This window comes from Algoriphagus sp., assembly GCF_039969895.1.
In the GTDB taxonomy this organism is placed as follows: Bacteria; Bacteroidota; Bacteroidia; order Cytophagales; family Cyclobacteriaceae; genus Algoriphagus.
In genome coordinates, this window is record NZ_JBDVMZ010000023.1 from 1 (window position 1) to 26,752 (window position 26,752).

Consider the following 26,752-nt stretch of genomic DNA (forward strand, 5'->3'; position numbering starts at 1 on the left):
CCTGATGAAAGGCTTCATAGTCCCGGTCACTGAGCGTAAAGATTTCAGGAAGGATTGCCTGATAGGCCACTGTGATATCCCCCATTTTGGAGAGGATACAGTCCTGCTCTATACTCAATATCGGAAAATGCTTTTCCAGTAGTCGTTCCATGGAATTTCGTGGATTGGAGATGAAGGATAGATTTGTTTTGGGAGAGAGAAAGTTTACTTGCTTGTGGTTGTAACCTTTCGGAAAACTCCTCTGGATTTTAGCCGGATAGCATGGGGAACTTGTCGGTAGGCCAGTTTTTTACCCAGTCCATGTTCCCCATAAGTTTTGCTGAGCCGGTAGATCTGGATGACCAGAATGGCTCCTGAAATCACTACAATTGCAAGGCACACAAATGGATTTATTCCCAGAAAATACAGGATGGCAAATAGGATAAGTAGTGCCAACACACCTGCACCGAGATACCAGATGTACTGGGCTTTTAATCCTTTAAATTCTATGGGCTTGTTGATCCCCTTGTTGATTTTGTAGATGCTGTTGGCCATGGCATTGGAGATTTGGAAGGTTGGTTGACTAGACTCCGAAGAAGGATTGGATGACTGTGGCTACTACCACCAGAAACACACAGCTGCCAAACCAGGCGGCAGCGACTTTTCCGGTATCCGGATCACCTGCATTCCATTTTTGATAGACTTTGACCGCTCCGATCAGTCCGAGAATGGCTCCGATAGCATACATCAGACTGGTGCCTGCGGCGAAGTAGCTTCTCACCTGTCGGTCTGCTTCGGCTATTCCTGCCAGGCCATCCTGGGCCTGTGCTGAAATAGAAATTAGTAAGAGGAGGAAAGCGGAGGAGAAAGCTTTTCGATTGCTTGCTTTGACGCGGTTTGTTGGCTTTTTCATTGGAAGGAAATTTAGAAGTGTTGGTATGTGTATATTTTGAAAGCGTATTGGGAAGGGAAATCTGAATGGCGGTTTATACCGTCCAGATCGTTTCAAGTTCAGATTCGCTGATATTGTGGCGGGTTTGTTTGGGGATGTTTTCTGAGAGGTAATTACCAATGGCAACCCGGTAGGCGGGATCCCGAAGCCCGGGGTGGCTGGACAAGACTTCGCTTAGCTGCTTAAGCAGAAGTTTCTTGTCTGTTATGTTTCCCGCTCTTCCGAGCATGCCTTGGAGTTCCGCAACCGTGAGCTCCAGTTCTTCAAAGCGATCAGTTTCCTTTGGGTCAGTCCTGCTCAGATGCCGTTCCTTTTCCTGTTGACCGCTTGGATTGAACTGCATTGATTTTCCGGAAATCAGGCTGCGGAGTTCTTTGGGATAGTATAGTCCGATTATGATGAGGTAATAGGTTGTGATGCCTATTGCCAAAGTGCTGAAGTAGCTGTTCCAGGTAATTGCTTCCAACATGGGGTTTCTGTTTTGTTAATGCGGGTTTGTTTCCCGCTGACAGAAGCAAATTTGTATGGTGTAAGTCCCTATTTTTTACACCGTTGTGGTAGCTACCAAAAAAAAGTTTTGAAATTAATTTGCCTGAAGTAGCTGAGATTAAGCTGAGCTACAGTGCAAAGTTAAAAACTCACTTCTCCCTTAGGTGGGTACATCAAGACAAGTCTATGAAGTATTTGCACATGCCTGGGATGAGGACAGGATAGAGTTTGTAGAGGACTTTAAGTGGATCTTTTTAGTTTAAAGCAGATGTAATGACAATCATTGATTTGGCAAGAAGCGTTTTCTCAAATTGTGGATAGAATCTTTTTGCCAAAAAATACTTCAGGTTAAATTTAACTTATAATTCAAATGAAACAGGCCTAATTAAGCATGAACAAAGAAATCCGTGTACGCTGCTGGATTGAGATTGACGGGATAAAATTTTTCGGTCCCGGTCCAGCCAGACTTTTGGAGTTGATTCAAAGTGAGGGATCTCTTTCAGGGGCAGCAAAAAAGATGGACATGTCTTATAAAAAGGCCTGGGATTTGGTGACTGATCTCAATACCAGAGGGCAAGCCCCTTATGTTGTCTCCCATAAAGGAGGCGGAAAGGGAGGAGGAGCGGAGTTGACAGCCAAGGGAGAAGAGATTGTAAAAAGATTCCGGGAGTTGAACAATAAGCTGATTAATTTGAAAGATTCAGAAAGGGAGCTTTTGTCCCTCATTTAGAAAATGATCCTCTCCGCCCGGGCCGGAACCATTTCGGATTGTTGCACCAGCAGATAAAAAACCTGCCCGATGGATACGGGAATTGTCTTCCATTCAGGTGTTATTCTCAAAGTAAAGTTGATCGTAAAAGTATGGGAGGTTTAGTAGGAGGGAAGTAGCAAAAAAGAAAAGATATGGCTGGAATTAAATGGCTATCCCAAAGCCATGCACTAACACAAGTCTTGCTCCTACATAGATGACGAGAATTGCGGTAAGGCCACCCAAAATCCTTAAGTTCAGTTTTCTATTGGATAGGTAGGAGCCCATACCTCCGCCCAATAAAACTGCCAGAATAAGTTTCCAGATCAAATTTCCGTCTAATTGGAAAGTACCTGCCACGGTAAGTCCAACCAATCCTGCGATGGAGTTCATTAGAATAAACACCGAAGCCAGGGAAGCTACTGTACGCGGATCCTTCCAGTTAAGCAAATTAAGTACAGGGGAAAGAAATATTCCCCCTCCAATTCCCGATACGCCTGCCAATAAGCCTATACTTCCTCCTAATGCCATTTTTTTGGTCAGTGTAAATTCTTTGGAATACAGTTTAGCCCGCATATATCGAAGAAGCATAAAGCCTCCCGAAATAATCAGTGAAGAGCCCAGGATGAGAAAAAAGCCAGTCTGGGATAATTTCACCTGTGCGCCCAAATAGGCCAAAGGAATGCTGGATAGAAGAAAAGGCCAGAATAACTTTAGGTTGAATACGTGGTGGCGGATAAACCCGAGTGTTCCAATGGTTACCACACAGATATTCAATATCAAGGCTGTGGATCTGATCTCGAAGAAATCTGTGATAAACAGGCTCATAATTGCCAGGTAGCTAGAGCCCCCTCCGAAGCCAACCGAACTGTAAAATAGGGCTATCAGGGAAAATAGAAAAGGAAGGTAATCGAGTGTCATGTTGATCAACTACAGGATGAATCTGGGGATTTGGGGATAAGTTTGTCTAACAAAATCAGGGTCATCCACCGATTGAAATCATAGACCGGTTTTTTTCATAAACTGATGGATCTAACTTCCCCTCCATCCCATCACGGGAGAATTTTTTCGTTTTGATACTTTCCAGGATCAGGCTTCTGATATCTTTGTTTTCCCGCAACGGAGTCAACAGGTCTGTCTCAGAATTGGCAAACAGGCAGTTTTTCATCTTTCCGTCAGCGGTTAACCTAATTCGGTTGCATTCAGAACAAAAGGGGTTGGTGATGGTACTGACTATGCCAAAAGATCCCAAGTGGCCTTTGATCCTGAAGTTGACCGAAGTGCTATGGGCCGGGTTGTCGACCGCTTCGACGGCTTTAAATTTCTCTCGGATGGTATCCAGAATTTCCTGCTGGCTTACTCCTTTTTCCCAGTCCCATTGATTGCCTTTAAATGGCATAAACTCAATGAATTTTATGGCGATAGGATTGTTTTTGGTCAATGAAATGAAGTCATTGATCTCTTGGTCGTTTACCCCCTTGATCAGTACCACATTTAATTTTACATGAAGTCCAGAATCTACTGCAGACTGGATGTTGTCCATGATCCGGTGGTAATAATCCCGTTTGGTGATGAAAAGAGCTTTGGCTTTATCCAGGGTGTCAAGACTTATATTGATCTGTTTTAATCCTACTTCCTGAAACAGGTCAAGGTATTTGTCCAACAGTATGCCGTTGGTCGTGATCTTTAGGTTTACACCAAGATTCGCCAGTTGTCTGATGAGGTAATCAATGTTTTTTCTGACAAGAGGCTCGCCGCCTGTTAGACGGATGGTGTTTACACCCAATGATTGATAGATTTGTGCTATCCTGATGATCTCTTCAAGGCTCATGATGTTGGATTTCTCCATTAACTGGATTCCATTCTCCGGCATGCAGTAAAAACACCTGAGGTTGCACCTATCGGTCAGGGAAATCCTCAGGTATGTATGTGGTCTTCCGAACTGATCTTTAATTTGAGCTTCCATTTGATTGTGTTTAAAGTTGTAGAATTGAATTTTCAGTCCGTAAGCTGACAATGGGGGATTTGTTGTATGAAGTGACAGTCAATTGGAGAGGGCTTTTCACTGTAATGTATTTGGGATAACCCATGAATATTTAGGTCTGTCGGGGGATAATGGATTCAACTCCATTGGACACGTTGATTAAGTTGATGTATCCAAAGTTGCTTTCCAAAAGATTGATTGCTTTTTGACTTCTGATGCCGGATTGGCAAACCACATAAACAGGGATATCTCTCGGGATTTCTTCGATTCGGTTAGGGATTTGTCCCAAAGGAATTTTTATTATCTTTTCTCCTGACAGTTGGGGTATTTCGTGCTTTTCCCGGATATCCAGATAAACTTTATCCGGTTCCCTAACTTCGCAAGTAAGCTCGACCCGCTTAAGCCCCTCATTCAATATGGAATTTATACCTTCTTGCTTTCTGTTGAAATTCACCAATTGATCCTGCATGGTTAGCATGTCTATCAATTTGAGGGTTCCGGAAAGGACCTGACCCATACCGAGTATGATCTTCAGTGCTTCCATAGTCTGTAGCATTCCCAGATTTCCCGCCAAAGCGCCAACAACTCCTGTTGCTTCGCAATTTAATTGTTGTTTGGGAGGTTGGGGGAACAGGCACCTGTAGGTTGGGCCATTTTCATAATTGAACGTTGAAACCTGGCCCTGGAATTTATAGATGGAAGCATAAACCCAAGGTTTATTGGTCAATAAGCAGGCATCATTGATCAGGTACTTGGACGGGAAATTGTCCGTTCCGTCAATAATGATGTCGTAGTCACGGAATAGTGTAGCTGCATTCTCTATAGTCAATTGCTCATTGTGGCATCTGATGTTTATCCGTGAATTCTGCTGGCTTAAGAATCTTTTTGCAGCCAATACCTTAGGTTGACCTATGTCAGACTCACGGTATAGGATCTGCCTGTTTAAATTTGATTCATCCACTTGGTCATGGTCCAGCAAACCTAAGTGACCGATTCCCGCAGCCGCCAGGTACAGGGCAGCAGGACATCCCAGCCCACCCATGCCTACAATAAGTAGTTTGGCCTGGGCCAATTTTGATTGGCCGATTGAGCCGATTTCTGGAAGTAGGATCTGCCTGGAATACCTCTGTTGCTCTTTCATTATCCGCCGGCAAATGGTGGTAGAAAAGCCAGTTCATCCCCGGATTGCAAAAAACCGTTTTCTTTTAACTCCCTGTTAATGGCAGTCTGGATCGAGTCGGTATCAGAAATGTTGTGTTTTTTAAAACATACAGCTTTTATTTCTGCCAAATCAGCCTGCTCCTTTTCCAGGCGCATTGATTCTATGGATATGCCTGCCTGTTCGGCTATGACGCCAAAGTATTTTATTGTAATGTTCATCTTTCAGCTACTGTGTAGGCTAGTGTGGGTTAGTTTTTATTTAGGATTTATCCACTTGATAATTGGGAATGAACTTCTTCCAGGTGGACCAACTCGAATTCATTTGGTTCATCAAAATGAATTCTTTCCTGTTTGTTTCTCAAGTGATCTGCGGTGGAACCAACCAGGATTTTTTGAATTTCAGATATGATGGAGAGCGCAATTTCTGCCGGTGTTTCTCCATGTAGATCCAATCCTATGGGAGCGTAGATTTTGTCCTGTTGATCCGTGCTAAGTACTGTGCCTTTTAATGCCAAATCGTCAAGCATCCGGTTGTATTTCTTTTTTGGGCCTAATATACCGATGTAGGGAATGATTGGATTTTGCAGGAGCAATTCCAATACGGCTAGATCATACTGGTAATTATGGGTCATCAGCACAAATGCGGTTTTTTGATCTATGTGAAGCCCATCCAATGCTTTTTCAGGGGCTGTTACGCTAATCTGGCAGGAGCCAATAAACCGTTCCTTGTTTGCATGTGTAGCACGTCCATCGGTTACAGAAATCTTCCAGCCCAGGTTGTCAGCCATAGTGGCTAATAACTGTGCGTCATTGCCTGCTCCAATGATTGCCAAATGAGCCGGCTGTGGTAGGAATTGGAAGAAAGCCTGAATTTGACCTGTCTTCAAGCTATAGGTTTTGAAGCAGGATTGCCGAGCTGCTAAAGTAGAATCCGCATCTGTAATTATCAGGTCAAACGGTGCAGGGCATTTAGGGTGTCCAAAGGTTTTTTCTTTAGCATGATATAGTAGGGAAGTGCCAGGCTGCGGCCCAATTTTATCGATGCTAAACAAGGATACAATTACTGAGCTTTCCGGATTTTCCACCACTTTCTTTAATAGCTCAACAGGATTTTCCGGATCTGAATAATCAATAGGCTCAAACAAGACCTGAATAATTCCGTTGCAGCCAAGTTGTGCACCTATTACTGCATCAGCTTCATCGCTGGTATCATAAGTGACAAGTTTATTCTTGTTCTGATGGATGGCATGCAATGATTTTCTAAGTGCATCCCCTTCAAGACATCCTCCGCTGATTGCACCGGTCATCCGGCCATATTCATCTACCAGCATCCTGGCTCCCGGACGCCGATACGCAGATCCTTCCACATGGACCACCGTAGCCAGGACGCAGTCCAATCCCTGGGACTGGACATTTTGATAGGCGAAAATGATATTTTCAAGTTCTTTCATCTCTCTTGTTGTGTATTACAGGGCGTATGGAAAGCGTTAGGTAAGTCTCGCCCTTCTCGTGAATTTCATATCAAAACTTCTCTTAGGCTCTTAATTGCGGATGTGACCGTGTTTATTGTTGTTTCCACCTCTTCTTTAGTGGTGAATCTGCCTAAGCCTATTCTGATGGAAGACAAAGCCTCCTCCTTGGAAAGCCCCAAACTCAGCAGAACATGGGAAGGTTTTAGGATACCGGAGTTACAGGCTGAACCCTGCGAAAGAGCCAGGTTACCCATCCTTCTCAATAGTTTACTGCCGTCGATTCCGCTGAAGGTGATATTTGACACATGGGGTAGTCTGTCCGCTACAGCGCAATTGATTTTGGTGTCTTCCAGTTGCATTAACTCATGCTCTATCAGATCTCTCAATTCCATCAGTTGGAGACTCTCTTGTTGCATAGTTTCCTTACAAAGTTTGGATGCAGCTCCAAAACCTACAATTGCAGGTATATTCAGTGTGCCGGGACGTAGCCCTTTTTCCTGTCCTCCTCCAAAAAGAACGGGGCTTATCGTATCTACTGACCTATTGCGAAGGTATAATCCCCCTATTCCCTTTGGTCCATAGAACTTATGAGCTGAAAATGCAGCAATATCAATTCCTGATTTTTCTACATCACAGGGGATTTTACCGACTGCCTGGGTGATGTCACTCATGACTTTTACGCCATTTGCATGTGCGATTTGGGAGATGCTGTGGATGGGATGGATGAGCCCTGTTTCGTTGTTTGCATACATGATGCATACCAGAATAGTGTCGGAACAAATGGCATCTTCCAATTTATCTAGATCTATAGTTCCATTTTTATCTACATCCAGATAGGTAACACGAAACCCTCTTTTTTCAAGCTCCTGACAGGAACTCAGTACTGCCCGGTGTTCGGTCTTGCAGGTTATGACATGGTTTCCATTCATTCTGTTTGCTTCACAGGTTCCGATCAATCCTAGATTGACGGCTTCTGTAGCTCCTGAAGTGAAATAGAGTTGGTTGTTTTTTGAATTGATAAGATCGCTTATCTGCATCCGTGCCAAATCTACAGCCTCTTCTGCATCCCATCCAAAAGTATGGTTGGAACTGGATGAATTCCCGAATTTTTCACTGAAATAGGGCAGCATCTCGCTTACTATCCGCGGATCGCAGGGTGTAGTGGCATTGTAGTCGAGGTATATCTTATTATTACTGGTCAATACGATACTGTTTTGCAGGTTCATAAATTTTATTCCGATATATTTTTCTGTATATATCGATAAGAATAAAAATTACCGAAGTGTATTGTTTTGCTCCGGTTTTATATCCTAAGTGGATATTCTTTTTTCTTTCTTAAAGAAAGAATGGTTCTCCCTGGATAGGAGAACCATATTCCTTAGTTTAATCCAGCAGATTACATTCTCAGATTTTCCATCTGCATAATCTGCGGCTGGAAAGGCTGATCATACAACCGTTTGCCTGTCGCCTTATATAGTGAATTCCCCAGTGCGGCAAAAACAGGAGGGAAAAGTGGTTCCCCCAATCCAGTTGGATCTTCAGTACTTTCAACGAAATGAACCTCGATTTTCTTTGGAGCTTCGCTGTGGCGGATCATACGGTATTTATCGAAATTTGTCTTGGTAGGAACTCCATTTTCGAATGCCATTTCCCCATAGAAAGCATTGCCGATTCCATCGACAATCGCGCCTTCGCCCATATTTGCTGCTGCATCAGGATTAACTACGATACCACAATCAACAGCGGCATATACATTTTCTACCACAGGCTGATTGTCTTTGATGCTCACATCAATGACTTCGGCTACATAAGAATTATGACAGAAGTAAGCAGAAACTCCGCGAGATATTCCATTCGGTACAGAAGACCAATTTGATTTTTCCCTGACCAGTTCCAGTACTCCGGCATACCGCTTAGGATCATAATCATTTCTTTCCCCTACAGGATTTGTCTCTGCTCTTTTTAGCAATTCCAGTCGGAATTCGATCGGATCTTTGCCCATTTCTTCTGCCAGTTCATCGAGGAAGCTTTGTTCAGCTCCTGCGATGAAATTTGATCGTGGTGCTCTGAAGGCACCGACTGTAATATTGGACTCGATCTGCCAGCCTTCAGCCAGGTAATTGTCAATCGCCCCGGCAGGAAATCTATTTGCATGGAGAGGGGATTCGGGAATTCCCCCTGCTTTTATATGAAGAGCAAGTAGGTTATTGTTTTCATCCAAAGCAGCTCTGTAAGTGGCAGAATAAGTAGGTCGATACACTCCGGCACTCATATCATCTTCCCGGCTATACACCATTTTCACAGGAGCCTGGATTTTTTGAGAGATCAAAGCTGCTTCTACTAAATGATGGCTATAGGCTCTTCGACCAAAACCACCGCCCATTCTGGCAAGGTTGATCTGAATATTTTCTTTAGGAAGGCCCAGGCTACTGGAAAGGGCATTCATAATGGATTCCGGCGCTTGGGTTGGGCCATAGATTACTGCCTTGTCACCTTTTACATCAGCAAAAGCGTTCATTGGCTCCATGGTATTATGTGCCAAAAATGGTGCTGAGTAAGTCCTCTCTAGAATTCTGGCAGCTTTTTTAAAAGCTCCCTCAGGATCTCCGTCTTTTCTTTGCACATTTCCCGGTTTGGTGATGTACTCAGCCATCTTATCTTTATGTGCAGCAGAGTTTTCCAAGCCTCCAGGCACTTTAATGTCCATCGTTTGTCCACCTCTTCCTGCCATAGGGAAAGTGGAGTCAGGAGCTTTTTCCCATTCCACATTCAGTTTTTTCTTTGCCTGCATCACTTCCCAGGTAGAATTACCAACGATGGCGATTATCTCTGGGAAAGTGGTAGTGTCAAAGAAGTTTCGTCCATAATCATCTTTGAAAACTTTCACTTCAAAGGCATCCTGAATCCCTGGCAAGGAAGTAACAGAGCTCTTATTAAAGGATTTGAGCTTCATCCCAAAAGCCGGAGGATGGACGATAGCAGCATATTTCATCCCTTCCACTTTATGGTCTAAAGCAAAAAGAGGTTTTCCTGTCACAATTTTAGCTCCATCCACGTTCTTTTTGGAGTTACCGATGATCTTGAAATCTGCATTTTCCTTCAGTTTCACTGCCTCGGGATCTGGAGCTTCAAGGGTTCCTGCCAGCGATGCCAGTTCACCATAAGTGGCTTTTTTTCCAGAACCTGTATGTTCTACCGTTCCTGTACTGGTGGTTATTTCCCCTGCAGGTACATTCCAGGTTTGGGCAGCAGCATTTATAAGCATATGTCTGGCTGTAGCACCGGCTGTTCGAAGGGGCTTCCAACTCGAACGCACACTATTGCTTCCCCCTGTAAACTGTCTTTCAAATCGTTCTGGATAGAAGTCTGCCTGCTCTACAAAGACGTTTTTCCAATCCACATCCAACTCATCAGCAAGGATCATTGGCAAGGAAGTTTTGACGTTTTGGCCAAATTCAGGATTCGGGTTAAAAATCGTCACCGCTCCATTTTCACCTATTTTGATGTAGCTGTTTAGTTCAAACCATTCTTTTGGCATGGTGAGAACTTCTTCGGTGGTAGGTTTACATCCTGCCAGCCAGCTAAAGCTCAGCATCATTCCTCCTCCTGCCAGTGTAGAGACTTTCAGGAAGGATCTTCTGTTTAATTTTTTATCAATTAATGTCATGATTTGCGCGGATTAGAGTGATTTGGAAGCAGTTTTTACGGCTGCTTTGATTCGGGTATAGGTACCGCAGCGACAGATATTCCCGTTCATTGCATAGGATATTTCTTCATCTGTAGGATTGGGATTTTCAGCTAAAAGTGAGGCTGCAGTCATTATTTGTCCTGATTGACAATAACCACATTGTGGCACATCATGTTCCAGCCAGGCTTTTTGCACTGGATGATCACCTTTTTCGGACAAGCCTTCTATGGTAACCACTTTTTTGTCTTCAATCACACTAACAGGGTAGGAGCAGGATCTTACCGCCTCGCCGTCTATGTGGACGGTACATGCGCCACACTGGGCGATGCCACAACCGAATTTGGTTCCGACCAAATCCAGATGATCTCTCAAAACCCAAAGCAAAGGCGTGTTTGGATCTACGTCTACATTCATTGATTTTCCGTTGATGCTTAAATTATACTGTGCCATATGTGTTGTATTTATCTCTAAATTAATTATTTACAAGGAGTGTTGCTTACGAAATTCAAACTAAGCGTATCTTCTCCCATAGAATTATTGCTATTTAAAAGGATTCTAAATTCCACTAACTGTTCAACTGATTAATAAAGGGCTGATCATAAAATCGCTTTCCGGTTGCTTTATAAAGAGCATTTGCCAAAGCAGCGAAAACAGGAGGGTAGGCAGGTTCACCCAGTCCTGAGGGATCCTCTCCGTTTTCTACAAAGTAAGTTTCTATAGAATCTGGGGATTCTTTCATCCGGATTTGACGATATTGATGAAAATTGGAGTTGTTGACTACCCCATTTTCGAATTTCAATTCTCCATACATTGCCGTTCCTATCCCATCCACTACTGCTCCTTCACAGAGATTTTTGGCAGCGTCGGGATTCACCACCAGCCCGCAATCAATCGCATTGGTCACTTTGTCGATTTTCACTTCACCATCAACGATTCTCAGATCCAACACCTGGGCTGCATAGCTATTATGACAGAAATAGGCCGATACTCCTCTGGAAATCCCATCTTTGGAACTTCCCCAGTTAGCCTTTTCCCTAAGCAATTCCAGCACTTTTGCATAGCGTTCCGCATCGTAATCATTTCTTTCTCCCACAGGGTTTGCTTTGGCTTTTGCCAATAATTCCAAGCGGAAATCAATAGGATCCTTTCCTGCCGCCTCTGCGACTTCATCCAAGAATGATTGCTCTACGCAAGCCATAAAATTGGATCGCGGGGCACGAAATGAACCTGTGGTGATATTGGAAGGAACTTCCCAGCCTTCAGCCAGATAATTGGCTACAGCACCGGCAGGAAACCTGTCCGGATACAGAGGATTCTCGGGAAGCCCTCCAGCATTGACATGGAATGCGATCATTTGATTGTTTTCATCCAATGCAGCACGGTATTTTGCCTGGTAGCGTGATCTATAAACTCCTCCGGTCATATCGTCTTCCCGGGTGTAGATCAGCTTGATCGGGGCGTTCATTTTTTGCGAAATCACAGCCGCTTCGATCAGCCAATGCGCGTAAGACCTTCTACCATAGCCACCACCCAGTCGGGTCATTGCTATTTCTATATTTTCCAGAGGAATTCCCAATCTGGAAGAAAGCGCCTGCTCGGTCAGTTCTGGTTTCTGCAATGGACCTGCGCATTCAGCCTTATCACCTTTTACATGGGCGAAAAAATTCATCGGCTCCATGCAGTTGTGTGCTAAAAATGGGCCTGTGTAACTTCTTTCTATGACTTTTGCGGCTTGGGCAAATGCTGCTTCAGGATCGCCATCTTTCCGTTGGGTTTGGGGTTTTTGTGCTGCTACCATCATTGCCTGTTCTTGAGAAGCAATACTTTCCAGACCTTTTGGGACTACTCTTATCCCTTCTCTGCCAAACATATCGCGCTTCTCCTCATAGGCTTCCTGAATTTCCCATTCTGCCTCTATAGCTTTCTTTGCCTGCAAGACCTGCCATGTACTTTCTCCTACAATCGCGATTAAATCGGTGAATTGCACAGTATCAAAAAAAGTCCTTTTGTAATCGTCCTTAATGGACTTGATCCGGAAAATATCTGCAATTCCCGGCATGTTCCGCGCCTTAGAATCGTCAAAAGATTTCAGTGTTTTGCCAAAAGCAGGAGGATGAACTATCATGGCGATGAGCATTCCTTCCCGCTTGGTATCTATTCCAAAAAGAGGTTTGCCGGTCACTATATTTTTAGCCTCTACATTTTTCTTGGAGGTTCCGATAATTTCAAAATTGTCAGAACTTTTAAGTGGAACTTCCTCAGGTACGGGCATGGTGGCTGCCAAAGAAGCAAACTCTCCAAAACCAGCTGATTTGCCTGATCCCTTATGGGAAATGGTGCCTGCTTTTACAGTTATTTCATTTGCGGGAACCTTCCAGTTTTGGGCTGCGGCAGCTACCAACATCGCACGGGCAGTTGCTCCAGCAGTTCTCAAATTTGTGTAGCCAGAACGAATTGCCTGACTTCCACCTATAAATTGTCTCGTGAAGTATTTGGTATCCAAATCTGCTTGCTGTACAACGACATTTTCCCAATCCACATCGAGTTCTTCGGCAACGATCATCGGCATGGACGTCTTTACATTTTGTCCTCCTTCCGGATTTGGGGACATAATAGTTACCAGCCCGTTTTCGCCGATTTTGATGAATCCATTGAACTGGAACCATTCCTTAGGCATCCCCAAAGCAGTTGCTTCCTTAGATTGGCAAGCCGCCAGCCAGTTGAGGCTAAGTAGCATCCCACCTCCTGTAAGTGCGGAAACTTTGAGAAATGAGCGACGATTAATTTTAGTGCTTGCAGTTTTCATGAATTATAGTATCGCAGTTTTTTAATCCAGACTTTTTTGTAAAAAAGCCATCACTTTCGTTCTGATTTCTTCCACATCAAACATAGGTCCGAAGTGGGGAGCGTCTTTGACAATAATCAGTTCATTGGATACAGCTTTTACAGTGAGCCAAGAACTTAATAATTGGGATTGTCTCGGAGACACCAAGTCGTCTTTCTCTCCATGAATGATAAGAAAAGGAGGATCGTTTTCATCTACAAAACTTATTGGACTGGCATTTTTCGCGAGATCAGGTCTGTCCAAAGGAGCTGCTCCAATCAAGATTCCTTCGGGAGATTTCGCATCAGTTGCACATGGAAATAGCGTCAGATCTGCCGGGCCATAGAAATCAACCACTCCTTTGAAGCTGAAATTTTTAGTACTGCCTGGAATAAAGAATGAATCTACGTCATTGTTTTTGGCCAATCCCACCATGGAAGCCAGATGACCTCCCGCAGAAAATCCCATCAGCGCCATACGATCAACATCAAATCCATACTTGTCAGCATTATCCACCAAATAGGAAATGGCAGCATTGCAATCCAGCATTTGGGCTGGGAAAACAGCCTGCGTGCTGAATCGATAATCGATGGAAGCCAGTGCATAGCCGCTTTCAAGAATTTCCGAAACTGTCTCCTTCATATAACCCATGTCGGCATATTTATCATTACTCAGCCAACCACCCCCATGAATAAATACCACCAAAGGGATCTTGCCTTTAGCATTTGCTGGTAAATAAATATCCAGGAGATGCTTCTTTAGTGTGTCATTTTGGTAGGGAATATTTCCATGAAGGATTGTTCCCTCTGGGAAAAGATTCATTACCCGGTTGTTTTGGCAAAATCCAGAAACCGAAAGAAGAATAAACAGAATGGCTAGGATGAGTTTTTTCATAGGTTGGTTGAAATACTTATTCAATAAACATGTCTGCTTAATTTACTGATTTAAAATAGGATATGTCTTGGAGTGATTTAGAAATTACTGATCATCTAAAGCAGATTCTTTAGAACGGACACCCAACAAATCGAATTTTTCTATTTCGGATCGAATTTCAGCTAACTCGCTAGCCGTAAACTTCACTTCTAAAGCCCCTAGGTTTTCTTCCAAATGCTGCGGGCTGATTGTTCCAGGAATAGGTACAATAAAAGGCTTTTGGGAGAGGAGCCAGGCAAGCGAAAATTGCGCCATGGTAATTCCTTTTTTCTGCGACCATTCCTGCACAATCCGCAAAAACGGCATGTTCTGTTCCAATCCCTCAGCAGAGAAAAATGGCAACTGAGAACGTCTGTCCAATTCGTCAAATCGGCTATACTCATTAAACCTACCCGTCAGAAAGGACCTCAATGTCGGTCCCCAAGGCACGAAACCTACTCCAAGCTCTTCACACGTATCCAGAATTTGGTTTTCAGGAAATCGCTCACCTAAGGAGTACTGGGTTTGCAGAGCCGAAACAGGTAATTCTGCATGAGCTTTTCTCAAAGTATCGGGCGCAACCTCTGATAATCCCCAGTGTTTTGCTTTTCCTGCTGCGATGATTTCTTTAAATGCTCCTGCTACTTCTTCAATCGGAATCTGTGGATCCCACCTGTGCAGATAAAGGAGATCAATGGTTTCCACACGAAGTCTTTTTAAGCTACCATCGATCACTCTTTTGAGTGATTCTGGGCTGCTATTTCGCCCCATTCGTTGGCTGTTTTGAATTTCAAAACCGATTTTAGTAGCGATTTTGATTTGACCTGTGAATGGTTCCAAACCTTCTCCCACCACTTCTTCACTACCATAAGGCCCGTAAACTTCCGCCGTATCAAAAAAGCTGACTCCGCGCTCTACTGCTTTGCGGAGATGTGCGATCATATCCATTTTTGGCGGAGTAGGATTGTAAGTGCCTGCCACCATACTCATGCATCCCAGTCCGATCCCTGAAACTTCTAATGCTCCAAGGTTTCGGGTTGGGAGAGCGGCTGATGCATTTAGGCGTGGTTTGTCTCCTGAGCTCATTGCCAGAGTAGGGGTCATTACCAAACTGGCTCCAGCCAATGCAGCACTTTTAAAAAACTCCCGTCGGTTGGATTTTATTTTATTGGTCATGTTTCTCTATTTACTTTAAATTCTGAATTCCCTATAGATGATCCATCTCAAGGGGATATTTTACTTATTGCCTGTCGATTTTATATAATCTTCCTGCATCTGTAATGGCATAAAGGGCATTATCCAAACCCTGAATAACATCCCTGAACCGTTGGCTTTCGCCTACCAGCAATCGTTCTTCTCCAACCACTTTATTGTCACTGTCGATTACCAGTCTAGCTATATGCGTACCGCTTAAGGCTCCGATAAATAGATTGTTTTCCCATTCCGGAATTCGATTTCCTGAATAAAATGTGATACCACTTGGTGAAATAACCGGATCCCAGTAGTAAACCGGTTGTTCCATGCCTTCCTGTTGCTGGATTCCATCACCCATAATCTCACCGCTGTAATCAATGCCATAGGTAATCACTGGCCATCCGTAATTAGCTCCCGGTGTGATGAGATTTACTTCATCACCTCCTCTGGGTCCAAATTCGCTTAGCCATAAATCACCTGTTGTGGGATGGAAGGCCAAACCCTGCGGGTTTCTGTGTCCATAGCTATATAACTCCGGCAAAGCTCCGGATTCCTCAAAAGTTGGATTTCCGGGAGCAGGTTGGCCATCTGTAGTGATCCGTACGATCTTCCCCAATCCGGTACTCACCGATTGGGCCAGAGCTCTAGTGGCTGGCCAAGCTCGTTCTCCGGTACTCACTACCAGATTTCCGGTTGCATCAAAAAGGATTCTTCCACCATAATGTGCATTGCTGTTATCTGCCGGATTGGCACGATAGATCACTGTCGGATTTTCGATGGTACTTTCATTGTCTGCAAGTCTTCCTTTGGCAACTGCTGTTAAATTTCCCCCGGAAGTTTGCTCTGAGAAAACCCAATAGACCATTCTATTATTGCCAAAATCTGGGTCAACACATAACCCCAGTAACCCTCCTTGCCCGGCAGGATTGACGGGAGGCAGACCAGTGATCGCTTCACTCAGTTCGCCTGAGGTGGTAGCAATTCGCATCTGGCCCGCCTTTTGGGTGATTAACAACCTTCCATCTGGGAGATTGGTGATACCCCAGGGAGCTGTCAAATCAGATGATATAACAGTTGCCTCGAATGGGGTTTCAGTAGTCACACTTCCAATTCTTGTTTGGCCTTCAAAAGCTGGCTGAAAGTTTGAGTTTGGCGAATTCGTTTCCACGGGAGTACCTACTTCCTGCTCCTGACCAGTGTCTTGATCATCGATCAGGTCATCATCTGCGGTACAACTCACATGGAGCCCCAAACTGATGATGGAAAAGAGAAGAATAAATTTTGATGTTTGCATGTGGTTGTAGTTTAAGTTGTACTCCAGATTATAAAGATTTAAGCGAGTTAAAAACAAACTTAAGATTTCAGTTGAACTCGACTCTTATGTGCTTCAAATCACTATTTCAAGGCGGGCTGAATCTTCCCTCCTTCAACTATTTAATGCTTCCAAATTTTCGGATCATACCATCTCCTTTAGTGATAACGTACAATTCTCCTTCGCTGTCCTGTGCCAATCGAATGTCCAAGCGACCTGCCCCTGCGATTGCACCCCGACCCGGAAGTCCCCCAGAACCACCGCCTCTTTTTCGGTAGGTCTCTTCTGATAGTTCTCTAAGATTAGTTTTTAGTTCAATTATCGTCGCAAAAGTTTGTGGGTCCCCGTCATCAGCGGCCAGCACGTCTTTTATTTTAGCATACCAAATATGCCCGGTAGTGATGTCTCCAAATACGATTGTTCCTTGCAAGGCTTTGTGGCGTGTGCCTGTATAAACAAAACCATTTGCAATCGCATCACCTCCGCCTGGTGCATGAGGATATTTAATTACCGTATAGGTAGGTTTTACAGTTCCTATAGTATCTGTGTCAGAAAGTAGAATTGGTATTGTATCATCAGCGGGTATGGGCCTCATCCCATTACCTTCGGACATAGCAAGGTTACCCTCCCGGAGGGGATATCCATAATTTGCTCCCTTTTTGATGATTGCCACGGTTTCCCAGCTAACCAAACCAATATTGAACGCAAGCAATACAGGATCACTAGGCTGGTCAGGGTCAATATACCAGGTTAGGCGGTGTGGGTTTCTTAGGCCGTAGGCCCAGATCTCTTTTCGTGCACCTTCTACAGAAACAAACGGATTATCGTTTGGAATTCTGTATTGACCATTTTCGCTTATTGTACTAGTTGATGTATGTTCATTCAGCATAGGGATTATACGAAGAACCTTCCCTTGATAGGTATCTAAACGTTGGGCGTGCATCCGCATTGGGCCTGGTCGTTCGCCGGTACCAGCATCCCCAATTCCCAGGTACATGACACGCCAGTCTGCGTCGCCAGCTTTGGCCACCGGGTTAAATGTGATTTCATTGAATGGATGAAATAACCCTGGCACAAAAAGTCTGAATACCTCGCGTGCCGATCCCTCGAAAGTCGTGTTTCCAATCTCCTCATCCTTCCACTCCACAATGACCAACTCTCTGGCGAATCGTGTATCCTGGACTGTTTCAGGTTTCGCAATTGGCTCTGTAAGCTCATAACCTTCCAAGTCAAGTCCAGATACCACATCAGTTTTTGGAGCCGCACTATTTTCTGAGTCAGAAACATTCTCCATATGGAGCGTATAAAATATTCCGTTTTTCTCATACTCCGGATCAAAGACAAAATTCAGCATACCTGCCGCATATCCAAACCCTGCTGTGAAATTTGGAAACAGACTAGCGAAATTTAGGTAGGTTGTCAGCTCTTTTGTCTGCTTGTCCAGAATATAAAGTGGGCCTGTTAAATCGTTCAGGAAAAAGCGTTGTTTGTCTCCCGGTTCATCTAACATGATACTGCCTCTCGCCAATACCCCGGAAACACGATCAGTTGACATGTCTCCAGTGATAGGCATTTCGAAATAATCTTCAAGTTCAAGCGTGATCTCTGAAGTATCAGTCGCGTTTGAAACTGCCGACGTAACGTCCTTCTGAGATGAAGCCAATGAGCGGAGATAAGCAACGACATTTTGAATTTGGTTGTCGGAGAGTCTACCAATTAGCGAAGGCATCATCCCGGCAGGAATTCCTTCTTTGACCACCTTGAATATCTCAGCATCAGTCGAACCGTGATCCCATACAGAATCAGTTAAGTCGGGAGGTTGTATCCCCCCGCGTTCGGCGATAATGGAAATCTCAAAGCCTGCCTTTTTTGCCCCCTGACCAGCATCTCCATGACAGTTCGCACAATTGACATCGTAGAGACTTTTCCCCTCAGCCAAGGATTCAGGCGACGATTGCGATTGAACAGAGAGGGTGACTGTGGCGAATAGCGTTAGAGATGCTAATAATGTTTTGTATACACTCATATTTAATAGGCTTTATAGTTGGAAAAGTTTATGCAGTTATAGACTATGGATATTAAGGCTTAAAAACCGAGTCTAGTTTGCAGTCGGGTGCGATTCTTAAATGCTTTTTCCAACACATCGAATCGTGCTTTTCTAGGATCGGGGGTGCTGGTCACTTTTCCGTCGAGCGTTATATCCAAAATCTCTGCTTCTTGAACGTCGTACTGAGGCCATTCAAGAAGGTTGTTTCCGTTAGGATTTCCGGTTTTGGCAAAATTGGCCCAATAGGTATTCATGATCCTTGCTAACTCCTTTTCCTCTTCTGTTGGCTCACCCTGGGCTCCCCATCTTGCATTCAGCGTGTTGAATACAAAAGAAGTTTCCGAACCATGCCCCGCTCCATAAGGAGATCGCTCTCTTGCAGCAGGAGGGACGTATCCAAACTGCCATACGTAAACCGGTTGGTTCTCTTCGACGAATGCTCTAGCGGTCATTCTAGCCGGCTCGCCCCAACCCCAATCTGTTGTAAACTTGGTCAGGACTTCATTGAATTCCTTGTTGCCATCTGGATCGTAAGCAGCTTTTGCTTCTGCTTCCAACTCACCGAATTGTGAAAATAGCTCTTCCTTGGTTTGACTGGCATTGATAAATCCGCCACCGATTTCTGCACTTGAGCTTCCGATCATCAACGGAACTTTTGCCTGTCTTCCGGCTTGATAGGCGGTTTCCGCTGTTTCCACTACGAGTTCTCCATCCAGAATAGGTCCTGAATAAGTTCTGGCTCCTGTGCTGTCATTTTCCTGACCACCATCTAAAATTTCATCGACGCTCAATGCCCGAAGCTGATCCAATGCAGCTTTACCAGTTCCTTGAATGCCGTATCTTTTTGCAAAGTTGATCCCGATGGTTTCTGCCGAAACTGGGTACAATTCATCAGCATTATCTTCTCTGATAGGTCTTCCGGTTAAAACCCCATCACGTCCACCTCCGGATTCGCTGATGGCTTTATGAAAAAGTCCATTTGCCGATGGAATGCTTAACAGGGAATGCACAGCAACTCCTCCTGCGGAAAATCCAAAAATGGTCACATTATCAGGATCTCCACCAAATTCTTCAATGTTTTCCTGAATCCATTTGAGCGCAGCAATTTGATCCATATAGGCATAGCTTCCTTTCATTTCGTCAGGATTCTCCTGGCTCAAAGCCGGAAACGCAAAGTGACCCAATCTACCCAACCTGTAATTGATGGTTGTCAAAATAACCCCTTGCTTCGCAAATGCATCTCCCGCTGAGCCTGGACCTGCGCCACTTCCACCTGTAAATCCTCCTCCATGAAGCCATACCATCACGGGTAGTTTTGCTCCTTTTACGGCATCAGCTGGTTTCCAGATATTCAGGAATAGACAATCCTCTGATGTTTTGGCAGTAGATCCCGGCCAGGTTCGTTGCGGACAATCGGCACAATATTCTGTTGCATTTTTGACACCTTCCCATGCTTTGACAGGCTGGGGAGGTCTCCAACGAAACTCTCCGACAGGAGGTGCTGCAAAAGGAATTCCTTTGAAGCTGGTGACATCACCCTGTGTCGCACCCAGGAGTGAACCGGAACTGATTTTTACGATGGGTTCCTGCGCAAATCCTGACATTACTATCAGGAAAAATAAGCTGAATAATAGGAGTCTTTTCATTTTGATTTAAGGTTGGGATTGGAAGTTTATTGCTTGATTGATGACTATTCCTCTAATTTCCTACTGGTCAGCCATTTGACCATATTTGGATCCCGATGATCAAAAAAGGAACTTTCCTTTTGATCCAACGATTCGATTTGCTTGATGTCTTCAGGACTGAGTTCAAAATCGAAAACATTGAAATTCTCGGCCATCCGTTCTTTTCTGACTGATTTTGGGATTGCTATCACCCCCCGCTGGGTCAACCATCTTACCACAACTTGCGCGATGGATTTCTGGTATTTGGTGCCAATAGATGCTAAAAGCTCATTGCTAAAAAGTCCATTTTTTCCTTCTGCAAATGGCCCCCAAGATTCGATTTGAATGTTGTTTTCAGTTAGAAATTGTTGGGTCTCGATCTGTTGGTGGAAGGGGTGCGTTTCGATCTGATTGATAGCAGGAACGACCTCATGGAATGCCATCAAATCTACAACCCGGTCAGGCTGAAAATTACTGATGCCAATCGCACGGATTTTACCTTCCTTGTACAGTTCCTCCATCGCCCTCCAGGATTCATGCACATTCCCAAATGGCTGATGGATCAGATAGAGATCCAGGTAATCCAGATGGAGCTTTTTCAGGGATTTCTCTACTGCGGCTTTAGTCTTGTCAAAACCTGTGTCTTCAATCCAAAGCTTGGTGGTGATAAACAATTCTTCCCGTGCAACTCCACTGTTTTTAATTGCTTTACCTACTGCTTCCTCATTTTTATAAGAAGAAGCAGTATCCAATAATCTGTAACCAACTTCGATTGCATCTATTACACTTCTTTCACATTCTGCCTGATCGGCGATTTGAAAAACCCCAAAGCCCAAAATGGGCATTTCAACTCCGTTGTTTAATGTTATGTTTTGCATGTCAATTCTCTTTTTTGTGTGTGATTAGATGAACTAGAAAAGCCAAGCCCACATGGACCTGGACTTTCTTTCTTGTAACCCAATCTATGTTTTATGTTTCCTGTTCTCATTTAATGATTTGCGGAACTGGGAAGGATTCATATTCATCGCTTTTTTGAAAAAGTTATTGAAATGAGTCACTTCTGTGAATCCCAATGCATAGGCTATTTCAGACACGTTCCACTCAGTTTGCTTCAAAAGACGTTTGGATTCAGCAAGAATTCTCTCGCGAATAATCACTGAAGTTGGTTTGTTGTTTATTGCTTTGACCGATCTATTGAGATGGTTTACATGGATATCCAGTTTTTGTGCAAAATCTGATGCAGTTCTAAGCTTAAGTGTATTGCGTAGATCAGTAATGGGAAATTGGCTTTCCAGCAGTTCCATAAAATCTCCACTGATCCTGTTTGCTGCAGAATTTGAATGTTCTTCAGTATTAATCTTTACACATTTTTTATTCGCTGTCTGAATCATAGCTTATTCTAATCTTTTTTGCTGCGTGGATGATCGCTTAGTAGCCCAAATCACTCAGCCAATTATTCACGGCCGTTCTAACTTCTACTTCCTTTTCCCCTTCCATGACAAATAATATCCCGTCTCTTTCTACTCCACCTGTAGTGGAGTAGCCTTCGAGAATGTCACTTTCCGGACAAAGCTCCTCAACGGAGTCAAAGCTGCTTCCTATTCCATAACCTGCATTGGTATTGAAAGGAATGACAGTCTTGCTGCTTAGGTCATTTTCACTCAGGAATGTTTTCATCGGTGGCGGTAACTGCATTCCCCAAGTCGGAAATCCTACAAACACCGTCTCGTATTGGGAGAGGTCAACTTTGGTTTTTAATGGAGGTAGGACACCCGTCTCATTTTCCTGGGCAACCTGTGCTACAATTGCTCCGTAACCTTCAGGATAAGGAGTCTCCAACTCCAGACTTACCAAAGTTCCGCCTACCTTTTTCTGAATCATCTCAGCCACCGCTTTCGTGTTTTTGGTACGGGAGAGGTAAACAATGAGGATTTTATCCGAGTCTGTTTCAACCGGATTAACAACAGCCTCAGTTTGAGTTTGACTGGTGCAGCTCAAAGAGCTAAAGAGGAAAATGAAAAGGAATAAATACTTCATGGATTTTTATTTTTACCGATCCCCAGGTCCCATCAGTTTTGTGAAAGACAGGGAACCCAATTTCCAGCCATCTGCTTTTTTGATGTAAACCTCAGTGACTTCAAATGGATTGCTTACCTCATTTCCACCAACTTCGGCGATCAATGTGATGCGGTTCAGTAGAATGGCGGTGTTATCGATAATTTCAACCGAAACTTCATGGATATCCGCTTTCTTATACCAGATCCCGCCACTGCGGATGATGTTGACTTCTTGCTCTTTGCCCCAGGCACCGCCCATATGGACAAAGACTGATTTGTTGTCAAAAAGCTCTGCAAGTTTATCGGCGTCTTTATCTGCCATCCACTGCCATTTGGTTTTAGAAAGCTCGATGATTTCTTGTTTGGTCGCCTCTTGTCCAAAGGAGATTTGTACTGCGGAGAACAATAAGAAGAATGCTAGAATTGTCTTTTTCATAGTTGTTTGGATATGGGATTAATGCTCAATCTCGTGTGTGTCTCTAACACTACTGAATGTCAAAACCAACATTTTCCAGTCTTCACCCTGCTTTTGATAAACTTCGGTCACCGTAAATTCTGTGACCACATCGTTGCCTCTAACATGGGCTGTCAAAGTGATTCTATTCCAGACCACCGCGGTGTTTTCAGAAATCTCAATGGCTGTATCATGGACTTCTGCGTTTTTGTACCAGATACTTCCAGACTCGATGATTTCCAGTTCACGGTCTTTTTTCCAGCTTCCGCTCATGTGGACAAATTTGGCTTTGTCGTCAAAGAGGTTCTCCAGTTTGGCTACATCCTTATCAGCCATCCATTGCCACTTGTCCATGGAGAGTTTTTTGATTTCCTGCTCTTCGGCGGACTGGGCAAAAGTGTATGAAACACTCAATAGGAGGAGAGTAAGGATGGATAGGTACTTTTTCATGGTTTTATTTTTTAATTAGTTGATGTTTATTTATTGAAGCCTTTTTCCTTGAGCCATTCGGACATCAAGTCGGCTATTTGCTGATTGTTTAGGTCAGAGAATGGAAAGTGGGTATTTCCTTTGATGCCGATTTCCGGCAGATGTACCAAGGTGACATCTCCACCATGTTCGTTTACTGTTTCTGTCCAGCGTTTCGCCATTTGCAGGGCAGCCCGCCATTGTTCTTGGGCTGGATTCTCTACCGGTTCGGTCGGGATGTAGTCTCCGTAATAAATTACAATAGGGATTTGGGTCAGCTTTTCGAATTCATCCATTGGTACACCAACTGCACGCAAAGTTCCTCCTACATAAGTGATTGGATCTGGTACACTGCTCTCCGGAAAGACGAAATTGCTTCCTGGCTCATAGGATACTATTCCTTTAATATGTTCTGACTTTAATGCTGTAAGCCATCCTTGCCCGCCACTATGGGAATGGGTGACTAATATCCCATCACCGATTTTATCAAAGAGAGCAGAAACAGCTTTGGTGTTTGCATCAAAATCAATAGGTCCGGTATCCGGGGTGATTTGTCTGAAAAACTGATCCAAGGTTTCAGGACTTTTATCAAACTGAACTCCCGGATAGAATTCGGTGCCTACTCCCAGGCGAAAAATCCCAAACCAAAGTTGATCGTCTGGGGCTGCAGAAATAGAGCCAGGTACAGTACTACGTCCAGCCCGTCCACGTCTGGGTTGATCGATGAGGTAAACAGGATAATTCTTGCGTAGGAAGATGTTTTGAAAGCCTTCTCTTCCATCAGGGGTTGTTTCCCAGGTTTTGGAAAACTGACCGTAGCCGTGCCAAAACACTAAAGGAAGTTCCTTTGATTTTTCAGGGATTTGGTAAAATACATAGGCATGGTCTCCATGGAGGGTCTGCCCGTCTGAGCTTTGATTGCCTGGATTAAAAGCCCCATCTTCTATAGGGTCAAACGTACCCGGAGCAGTTATTACTTTTCCTCCCACTGCAAAACTTCCTTGGTCTTCTAATACAATAGAACCTTTCTGACCAAAAGCTGGGGAAACAGTGCTAAGTGCAAGGATGAAATGTAGAATTCTAATTTTGAACATGACTATAAGTCGGTATGTTTCTGAATCTTGTAGTAGGCATTGTATCGGATGTTATAATGACTCTGCCGGATCTTGTAAACCTTTTTATACACAACTAAGAGACGAAAAATATTCCTACGGTTTGTGGAAAATCAACAGACAGCAGAGATCAATCACCCAAATGACAGATTTGATCTACGAATGAAAAGTGGTTTTTTGATTTCTGCCCTTTCTGGGGCAGTTCCTATAAGTTGCCCACTAGTGTTTACTATAGTCTGTATTGCATCAGCACCTTTACAGAAAAGTCAGTACCGAGTGCGTTTTCTCCCGGTAACTAAATCGGAATATTTTACCACTTATAGGTTAAAAAAGGTATTCTGTAGATCACACGTGTCAGTTGGATGATCTCTGGGATTTGGTGTTATTTAAAATCCTAAATTTCGATAATGAAACATAATCTCGTATCGCGTCCGGTTTTTTATGCGCTGCATGTCCTCTTCTGGCTTTGCTATGGGGCGATATTATTTGCTTCGCTGAGCAACTGGATTAGATCACCCAACGATGTGTGGAAAGCTGTGATCTCTGATGTGCTGACTTCTTCATCTATAGCCTACATCAATTATTATCTACTTCTGCCGCGTATTTATAAAAAGGGAAGGTATTCGGCCTATATTTTAGCGTCTATCGCTTTGGTGGTAATCATTGTCCTCTTGAGGGTGAGCCTTCTGGGTATGACCCATATGTCTGTAACCTACACGTATTTTATCAGGGCAGTTCCGGCTCTTGGGTTTTATCTCATTACTACGGTGATCTGGTTTTTTGCAAGTATGATTTCGGCACAGAGAAATGCGATAGAACTCCGAAACAGCCAACTGGCTTCTGAACTGAAGTTTCTCAAGCTTCAGCTGAGTCCGCATTTCCTGTTTAATACGCTGAATAACATTTATTCTATGGCTTATTTCAGTGACAGCAATACTGCTCCTGCAATCATGAAGCTGTCCGAGATGATGCGCCATATGCTCTATGAGGATCAGGGAAAGTTTGTTTCGCTTGCCAAAGAAATCTCCTTTATGGAGAATTTCATAGAGCTCTGGAGACTCAAGCTGGATGAGAAACCCAAAATCATTTTCAAACATAAGGGAGTGAGAGACAGTCATCAGATCGCCCATTTGATCTTTTTGGTTTTCTTGGAAAATGCCTTCAAACACGGAAATACCATTGATGGAACAATAGAAATCAAGCTACATGTCGATGCCAATGATCAGTTGTTTTTCCATATTAAAAATGATGTGATCGATGCCCGCAAAACCGCCGAAGAGGAAAGTGGGGTAGGGCTGTCTAATGTGAAAAAGAGGCTGAATCTGATTTATCCCGGTAAACATGAGTTGATCATGGATCAGCAACTCACCTCTTTTGAAGTGAACCTAACCATAAACCTAAAATGAACTACCAAATCCTAATTGTGGATGATGAACCACCAGCAAGGAAATTGCTTTCGGATTATGTGTCCAAAGTAAGTAGTCTGGAGCTGGCAGGAGTGTGTAGCAATGGGGAGGAAGCTTTGGCTTTCCTGAAGGAAAATACGGTGGATATCCTATTACTGGACATCCGGATGCCACTGATGACGGGCATGGATGTGCTGAATGAATTGGAAGATAAACCGCTCACCATATTTGTGACTGCCTATGAAGAATATGCGGTGAAGGGGTATGAGTTGGATGTGATAGATTACCTAATGAAACCGGTTTCTTTTGAGCGGTTTAAGAAAGCAATTGACAAGGCGGTAGAATACCTTTCAGTGCAAGTAGTGGCTGGGGAAACAGGAGAGAAACCCGATTACTTCTTTATCAAAACGGATACACGAATCGTGAAATTCCTGTTTGCAGAAGTTCAGGCCATAGAAGCCCAGCGGGAATACATCAAGATCATCACCTCAACCCGGAAGGTGATGTCACTGGTGTCCCTGACCAGCATAGCAAATGCGCTGCCAGGGGAATTTGTGCGTATTCACCGATCCTTCATTATCAATATGCGGCATATAGATGAGGTGCAATCCAATGAGGTTTTGATAGGAAAGGAGCTTTATCCGATCAGCAGGAATTATAAGGATGAGTTTTTCAAAAAATTGGGAGACAGGAAGTTGCTGTAAGTGGCTTGGATGCTTTTTTATGACTAATGGGCTGGTTTATTGAGTTTTAAACTGGGGAAATGTTTTCGTTGTTAGCGATTGTTTCTCCCTGTAAATAGGATTGACACTTGGGTTTTTACAGGATA

The 26,752-nt window shown here is 43.8% G+C and carries 27 protein-coding genes; 3 read left to right on the forward strand and 24 right to left on the reverse strand.

Annotation, left to right across the window (positions count from 1 at the left end; translation table 11 throughout):
• The 4 genes from ABJH64_RS17170 to ABJH64_RS17185 all read right to left on the reverse strand — a co-directional run.
• A partial coding sequence (locus ABJH64_RS17170; RefSeq protein WP_348299168.1) for a DUF3875 domain-containing protein occupies positions 1 to 151 on the reverse strand: 151 nt, incomplete at its 3' end.
• 53 nt (positions 152 to 204) lie between these two features.
• Positions 205 to 534, reverse strand: a complete 330-nt coding sequence (locus tag ABJH64_RS17175; protein WP_348299177.1) for a DUF4133 domain-containing protein — start codon at positions 532 to 534, stop codon at positions 205 to 207.
• A 28-nt stretch (positions 535 to 562) separates the two neighbouring features.
• A complete protein-coding gene (locus ABJH64_RS17180) occupies positions 563 to 892 on the reverse strand; it encodes a DUF4134 domain-containing protein (protein WP_348299179.1) in 330 nt (109 codons plus the stop codon).
• Positions 893 to 965: 73 nt separating this feature from the next.
• Positions 966 to 1,400 carry a hypothetical protein gene (locus ABJH64_RS17185; protein WP_348274722.1) on the reverse strand — a complete coding sequence of 145 codons (435 nt, stop codon included), beginning with the start codon at positions 1,398 to 1,400 and terminating at the stop codon, positions 966 to 968.
• Positions 1,401 to 1,811: 411 nt separating this feature from the next.
• Between ABJH64_RS17185 and ABJH64_RS17190 the strand changes: the two genes are divergently transcribed.
• The gene (locus tag ABJH64_RS17190) at positions 1,812 to 2,150 is read left to right on the forward strand and encodes a ModE family transcriptional regulator (protein WP_348274721.1); all 339 of its coding nucleotides are present in this window, start codon (positions 1,812 to 1,814) and stop codon (positions 2,148 to 2,150) included.
• Positions 2,151 to 2,333: 183 nt separating this feature from the next.
• Here the strand turns inward: ABJH64_RS17190 and ABJH64_RS17195 are convergent, their stop codons facing one another.
• From ABJH64_RS17195 to ABJH64_RS17290, 20 genes are all read right to left on the reverse strand, one after another.
• Positions 2,334 to 3,089: a sulfite exporter TauE/SafE family protein gene (locus ABJH64_RS17195; RefSeq protein WP_348274720.1), complete on the reverse strand. Its 756-nt coding sequence runs from the start codon at positions 3,087 to 3,089 to the stop codon at positions 2,334 to 2,336.
• Between the two features lie 61 nt (positions 3,090 to 3,150).
• Complete coding sequence (gene moaA, locus ABJH64_RS17200; RefSeq protein WP_348274719.1) at positions 3,151 to 4,134, reverse strand: GTP 3',8-cyclase MoaA; 984 nt, start codon at positions 4,132 to 4,134, stop codon at positions 3,151 to 3,153.
• A gap of 130 nt (positions 4,135 to 4,264) precedes the next feature.
• The gene (locus ABJH64_RS17205; protein WP_348274718.1) at positions 4,265 to 5,293 is read right to left on the reverse strand and encodes a HesA/MoeB/ThiF family protein; all 1,029 of its coding nucleotides are present in this window, start codon (positions 5,291 to 5,293) and stop codon (positions 4,265 to 4,267) included.
• Positions 5,293 to 5,532, reverse strand: coding sequence for a MoaD/ThiS family protein (locus ABJH64_RS17210; protein WP_348274717.1), 240 nt, complete (start codon positions 5,530 to 5,532; stop codon positions 5,293 to 5,295). Before ABJH64_RS17210 ends, ABJH64_RS17205 begins: the two co-directional genes overlap by 1 nt.
• Before the next feature lie 47 nt (positions 5,533 to 5,579).
• Complete coding sequence (locus ABJH64_RS17215; protein WP_348274716.1) at positions 5,580 to 6,764, reverse strand: XdhC family protein; 1,185 nt, start codon at positions 6,762 to 6,764, stop codon at positions 5,580 to 5,582.
• A 65-nt stretch (positions 6,765 to 6,829) separates the two neighbouring features.
• Entirely contained in the window at positions 6,830 to 8,011 is a 1,182-nt protein-coding gene (locus ABJH64_RS17220; RefSeq protein WP_348274715.1) for a cysteine desulfurase family protein, read from the reverse strand.
• A gap of 170 nt (positions 8,012 to 8,181) precedes the next feature.
• Positions 8,182 to 10,452: a molybdopterin cofactor-binding domain-containing protein gene (locus ABJH64_RS17225; protein ID WP_348274714.1), complete on the reverse strand. Its 2,271-nt coding sequence runs from the start codon at positions 10,450 to 10,452 to the stop codon at positions 8,182 to 8,184.
• Positions 10,453 to 10,464: 12 nt separating this feature from the next.
• Positions 10,465 to 10,923, reverse strand: coding sequence for a (2Fe-2S)-binding protein (locus tag ABJH64_RS17230; RefSeq protein WP_184495562.1), 459 nt, complete (start codon positions 10,921 to 10,923; stop codon positions 10,465 to 10,467).
• A gap of 115 nt (positions 10,924 to 11,038) precedes the next feature.
• The gene (locus ABJH64_RS17235; protein WP_348274713.1) at positions 11,039 to 13,279 is read right to left on the reverse strand and encodes a molybdopterin cofactor-binding domain-containing protein; all 2,241 of its coding nucleotides are present in this window, start codon (positions 13,277 to 13,279) and stop codon (positions 11,039 to 11,041) included.
• A gap of 21 nt (positions 13,280 to 13,300) precedes the next feature.
• Positions 13,301 to 14,191 (reverse strand): alpha/beta hydrolase, encoded by an 891-nt coding sequence (locus ABJH64_RS17240; RefSeq protein ID WP_348274712.1) that lies wholly within the window; start codon positions 14,189 to 14,191, stop codon positions 13,301 to 13,303.
• An 84-nt stretch (positions 14,192 to 14,275) separates the two neighbouring features.
• Entirely contained in the window at positions 14,276 to 15,385 is a 1,110-nt protein-coding gene (locus ABJH64_RS17245) for an aldo/keto reductase (RefSeq protein WP_348274711.1), read from the reverse strand.
• A 64-nt stretch (positions 15,386 to 15,449) separates the two neighbouring features.
• On the reverse strand, positions 15,450 to 16,697 hold the full coding sequence (locus ABJH64_RS17250) for a PQQ-dependent sugar dehydrogenase (RefSeq protein WP_348274710.1): 1,248 nt from the start codon (positions 16,695 to 16,697) through the stop codon (positions 15,450 to 15,452).
• A 136-nt stretch (positions 16,698 to 16,833) separates the two neighbouring features.
• Positions 16,834 to 18,741: a PQQ-dependent sugar dehydrogenase gene (locus ABJH64_RS17255; protein ID WP_348274709.1), complete on the reverse strand. Its 1,908-nt coding sequence runs from the start codon at positions 18,739 to 18,741 to the stop codon at positions 16,834 to 16,836.
• Positions 18,742 to 18,800: 59 nt separating this feature from the next.
• Positions 18,801 to 20,408, reverse strand: coding sequence for a carboxylesterase family protein (locus ABJH64_RS17260; RefSeq protein ID WP_348299180.1), 1,608 nt, complete (start codon positions 20,406 to 20,408; stop codon positions 18,801 to 18,803).
• A gap of 44 nt (positions 20,409 to 20,452) precedes the next feature.
• Entirely contained in the window at positions 20,453 to 21,304 is an 852-nt protein-coding gene (locus ABJH64_RS17265) for an aldo/keto reductase (RefSeq protein ID WP_348274198.1), read from the reverse strand.
• Between the two features lie 84 nt (positions 21,305 to 21,388).
• Positions 21,389 to 21,817 carry a helix-turn-helix transcriptional regulator gene (locus tag ABJH64_RS17270; protein ID WP_348274197.1) on the reverse strand — a complete coding sequence of 143 codons (429 nt, stop codon included), beginning with the start codon at positions 21,815 to 21,817 and terminating at the stop codon, positions 21,389 to 21,391.
• A 37-nt stretch (positions 21,818 to 21,854) separates the two neighbouring features.
• The gene (locus ABJH64_RS17275) at positions 21,855 to 22,463 is read right to left on the reverse strand and encodes a flavodoxin (RefSeq protein ID WP_348274196.1); all 609 of its coding nucleotides are present in this window, start codon (positions 22,461 to 22,463) and stop codon (positions 21,855 to 21,857) included.
• Positions 22,464 to 22,475: 12 nt separating this feature from the next.
• Positions 22,476 to 22,919 (reverse strand): nuclear transport factor 2 family protein, encoded by a 444-nt coding sequence (locus ABJH64_RS17280; RefSeq protein ID WP_348274195.1) that lies wholly within the window; start codon positions 22,917 to 22,919, stop codon positions 22,476 to 22,478.
• Positions 22,920 to 22,937: 18 nt separating this feature from the next.
• Positions 22,938 to 23,387 carry a nuclear transport factor 2 family protein gene (locus tag ABJH64_RS17285; protein WP_348274194.1) on the reverse strand — a complete coding sequence of 150 codons (450 nt, stop codon included), beginning with the start codon at positions 23,385 to 23,387 and terminating at the stop codon, positions 22,938 to 22,940.
• A 26-nt stretch (positions 23,388 to 23,413) separates the two neighbouring features.
• The gene (locus ABJH64_RS17290) at positions 23,414 to 24,499 is read right to left on the reverse strand and encodes an alpha/beta fold hydrolase (RefSeq protein WP_348274193.1); all 1,086 of its coding nucleotides are present in this window, start codon (positions 24,497 to 24,499) and stop codon (positions 23,414 to 23,416) included.
• A gap of 425 nt (positions 24,500 to 24,924) precedes the next feature.
• Here ABJH64_RS17290 and ABJH64_RS17295 point away from each other — a divergent pair, with 425 nt between their 5' ends.
• Both ABJH64_RS17295 and ABJH64_RS17300 read left to right on the forward strand, forming a co-directional pair.
• On the forward strand, positions 24,925 to 25,923 hold the full coding sequence (locus ABJH64_RS17295; RefSeq protein ID WP_146915549.1) for a sensor histidine kinase: 999 nt from the start codon (positions 24,925 to 24,927) through the stop codon (positions 25,921 to 25,923).
• Positions 25,920 to 26,627 (forward strand): LytTR family DNA-binding domain-containing protein, encoded by a 708-nt coding sequence (locus ABJH64_RS17300; RefSeq protein WP_348274192.1) that lies wholly within the window; start codon positions 25,920 to 25,922, stop codon positions 26,625 to 26,627. Before ABJH64_RS17295 ends, ABJH64_RS17300 begins: the two co-directional genes overlap by 4 nt.
• Positions 26,628 to 26,752: the final 125 nt, after the last annotated feature.